Raw genomic sequence first — 3,356 nt, 5'->3', positions numbered from 1 at the left:
AAACTTGGGTATTGATTATATCTTATGTATGGAGTCTTTTTGCCTGCTGACCACAAATTCTTTTGCTTTTGCCAATTTCTTTAATGTTTTGGGATAATTGGAGTGAATTTCCATCAGGGCATCTCCTATCTGATTTCCGCTTGTAAAATCTATTTCAAAAAGCCACTCTGCAAGACCAATATCGGCCCACATTTGTCCTTTTCGGGTATCTGTGGGTTGCCTCAGATGAATAGCAGGAACATTTGATGAAAAGGCTATGATCGGGGAGTGCATTTCAAAACTGACCAGTGCTCTTGCCTTAGCATAAACTGATTGCGCTTCATCCGGAATCCAATAGGTATCTCTCCATATCACATGTTTTTTAACATCTTCGGGCAGTGGGTCTATCAGCATTTCTTTGGCCAGTTCTACCTGATATGTGACTTCGGGACACGCCAGAATCTTTAATCCCGTTTCCCGTACCCATCTGATCATTACATCACGAAGTTTCGCATGATCGGTGTCTTTATAGTACTGCGAAATCATGTATTTCTTTGATTCCTCCTCTGTTGGCTCTATGTTCTTCATTTTCCAATAAGGGGTGTACCTCAGTCGTGGTATGACACAAATAAATTCCCCACTTTTCAATCCTTTCGAATCCAGGTAATCAGCAGCAAGTTTATCATTACGAAGATTGATTGCAAAAGTTGCATCCGGGGCAAACTCAGTTATCGGACATTTAGATCGCAGTGATTTCAGGTAATCTAATGAAGCAGTATCTCTGCAATAGATAAATGAGGCTTTATTAATTAGATCTAAAGATTTGACATCTGCATCTACCAGCGAAATTCCGTACATTCCAAAGGGCTTACCGGTTTGTTTATGCCATGCGGCGAGATCAGCAGGAACTACAATCCAGGGTCCGGAACCATGTACCATGATGTCGCACGTTTCAAATGCCTCTTGCAAGGCCGGTGTTGTCGGTTTACCTGATGCATCGATCTTTCCGGGGGCAAGTTTTAGGTTCCTAAAACTCTTCTTTAGCAACACATCAACGCCATTATCCAGACTATTTGGCCATAATGTGATCTCTGCCTCAGGCAAATAGGTTTTAAACAGTTCCATTATTCCAAAAGTGTGGCCAATATCACCTATGTTTACCGTTTGCCAGGATGAGCGTAGTAATATCCTGGAATTCGCTTTAATATAGCCACTTTCAATAGCTCCCATAAGGCTGGAAATAACAGGAAGTGCAGCCATAACTGCAGCATTCTTAATAAATTTTCTTCTTTGCATCTTCAATCAAACTTTCTTTACTGCTGTTTAACAATCTTAAAAACATGAACCTGTGGCTGATTTACCTGATAAATAGTGTCGGCAAGTACAGACAATTGTCTGAGGGCTTCTGTTTCCGAACTCTTTTTCAGCAAGTAATTCTTAAATTGTTTCTGGTGATATTCATAATGCCCGCCACTTTTTAATGTTTTCAGTCGGTTTTTAAGATATCCAGCCACCAGAGTTGTATCTGATGCATCTTTAAGTTCAGAAAGATGCATAAATTCAACAAAGCGGAGATTGCGGATTACTGCTTCCACATCTCTGTATTTTATGCAAGTATTCATTACCGTTATGGCTTGCCGGTATTGAGGCGTATTTTTGTATAGCGCAAGATTAATCCCCGTCGAGAGGTTCTTAGCAGTAACCCCTGCAATAAAAACATCATCAATAAAAAGATGGTAGTTCCCCGGTAATATTTTTTTTACCTGCAATAATTCCGTATTAAACTCTTCATTAAAGGGAACCCATTTGAGCGCATCGGCAGCAGATTCCTTAATCGGAAAGGGCAGGCTTTTCTCAAGACATTCAAAAGTTAATGAGCTGTCTGTATTTGATTGTTTTCTTATTTCTGCGTTAAAGCTACCCTCTTGCGATGCTTTTAAATCATCTCCAATAATCAGTTTAGATACGTATTGGGGCGACTTTGTATCCTTCAAGAACTGATAGGCCATTACAAAATGTCCTGCCGACTGTGGGTGTACCCGATCTTTACCGATGATGGTAAAAGCAGGGTCTTTTAACTGCTCTTCGTTATTGATGCGGAGCAATACTGATTGAAAATCGACCAGGTTGGTATGATACTTTTCAGACAAAAATTGCATGTGTTCTGCACAACGCTGTAAAGCATCGTTTACACCATATAGGTTTTCTGTTTCCATAACTGCGGTCTGGTCATAAATAGATGGTTTCAGCAGCGTAACAGCTTCTACATTCTTTTTTAAAATTTTTACCGCGGCCTCTGTGCTGCTCCTATATGCTGCCAATGCCTGTTGCTTTAGGGTTTCATTAGAATTTGCTTTACCATAAAGTTCCCGTTTTACGTCATTCATGCCTATCATCATTACCGCTTGAGTTGGCCGATGGATGAGCACATCTTTATCCATTCTTTTTAAAATTCCCGTTGCAACATCTCCGGATATTCCGCAGTTGTAAAAACGTATTTTTTGAGCCGGGAACCGAGTGGCATAATAGATCCATAAGTCATTGTAGTATTCGCCATTGTTGGTAATGCTGTTTCCTATAAAACACACCCTGCTTCCGGCAGGAAAAAAACTTTTGTTGTTTTGCTGGGCAAACCCAAATGATGTAGAAATGAACAGGATAATAAATACTGCACTTAACCTTGGCGAAAATAACGGCATACTTTTTTACTTATAAGGTTTAAAAATCGTCACAACAGTTCCCTCCTTTACTGGTTTTTTAAAACGCAAGGCCAATCTGGTATAGGGCTTTCCGCCCTCAGAAAGTTCCTCACTTTTAATTTCAAACGCTTCTTTAGTTACTATGGTAATGAATAACTTATCTTTTTTGCCGGTAATTTCGATTTGATTGGCATTGATCCGCTTCCAGCTACCTCTGGTGATCAGGGCGGTTTCATAACTCTGATCCTCACTAAATGCAAAATGATCTGTTACGCTAAAAAATCCATTATGTTTGCGGTTATAAATAAATTCCCGTTCCAGTTTTTTGAGTTCCTCTACGGGGTAAGCGCTGGCAATATCCATAACCATTTTATCCTGCTCATTGGTAAAGCTGGTACTGAGGACATTGCCTTTTGCTGCAGCACCTGGTATTTGCTGCTGACCGGCAATGAGCGGCACCGGATGCCCATAGGAAGCAATGGTTTTATAAGAATACCTTTCTGGTCCAAATGTTTTTGATGTATATGGGATAATCCCCGGATCGCCCATTAAAACCTCATCTCCTACTACAATAGAGAAAGATCCAACATCGTTATGATTATGATGTTCATTGTTGTTGCCCCCTTTTATTGCCACCCCCATATCCATTTCTGACGCTGCAGCCGGGCGGACAGTGAG

The 3,356-nt window shown here is 40.5% G+C and carries 2 protein-coding genes and 1 pseudogene; all 3 read right to left on the bottom strand.

The genetic code is table 11. The features are described from left to right. Window positions 1-15 precede the first annotated feature (15 nt). Complete coding sequence (locus tag AC1DDX_RS25540; protein ID WP_337716795.1) at window positions 16-1,275, bottom strand: polysaccharide pyruvyl transferase family protein; 1,260 nt, start codon at window positions 1,273-1,275, stop codon at window positions 16-18. Between the two features lie 17 nt (window positions 1,276-1,292). After that, complete coding sequence (locus tag AC1DDX_RS25535) at window positions 1,293-2,678, bottom strand: SGNH/GDSL hydrolase family protein (RefSeq protein ID WP_337716793.1); 1,386 nt, start codon at window positions 2,676-2,678, stop codon at window positions 1,293-1,295. Window positions 2,679-2,684: 6 nt separating this feature from the next. Next, a pseudogene (locus tag AC1DDX_RS25530) lies at window positions 2,685-3,356 on the bottom strand (hypothetical protein); the annotation flags it as partial.

This window comes from Pedobacter sp. 10L46_2 (genome assembly GCF_056395165.1).
This window is presented reverse-complemented; position numbering and strand designations above follow the sequence as displayed.

Coding starts and splice junctions, on each gene's coding strand:
- AC1DDX_RS25540 (WP_337716795.1), bottom strand. CDS start 1,275: ATGCAAAGAAGAAAATTTATTAAGAATGCTGCAGTTATGGCTGCACTT.
- AC1DDX_RS25535 (WP_337716793.1), bottom strand. CDS start 2,678: ATGCCGTTATTTTCGCCAAGGTTAAGTGCAGTATTTATTATCCTGTTC.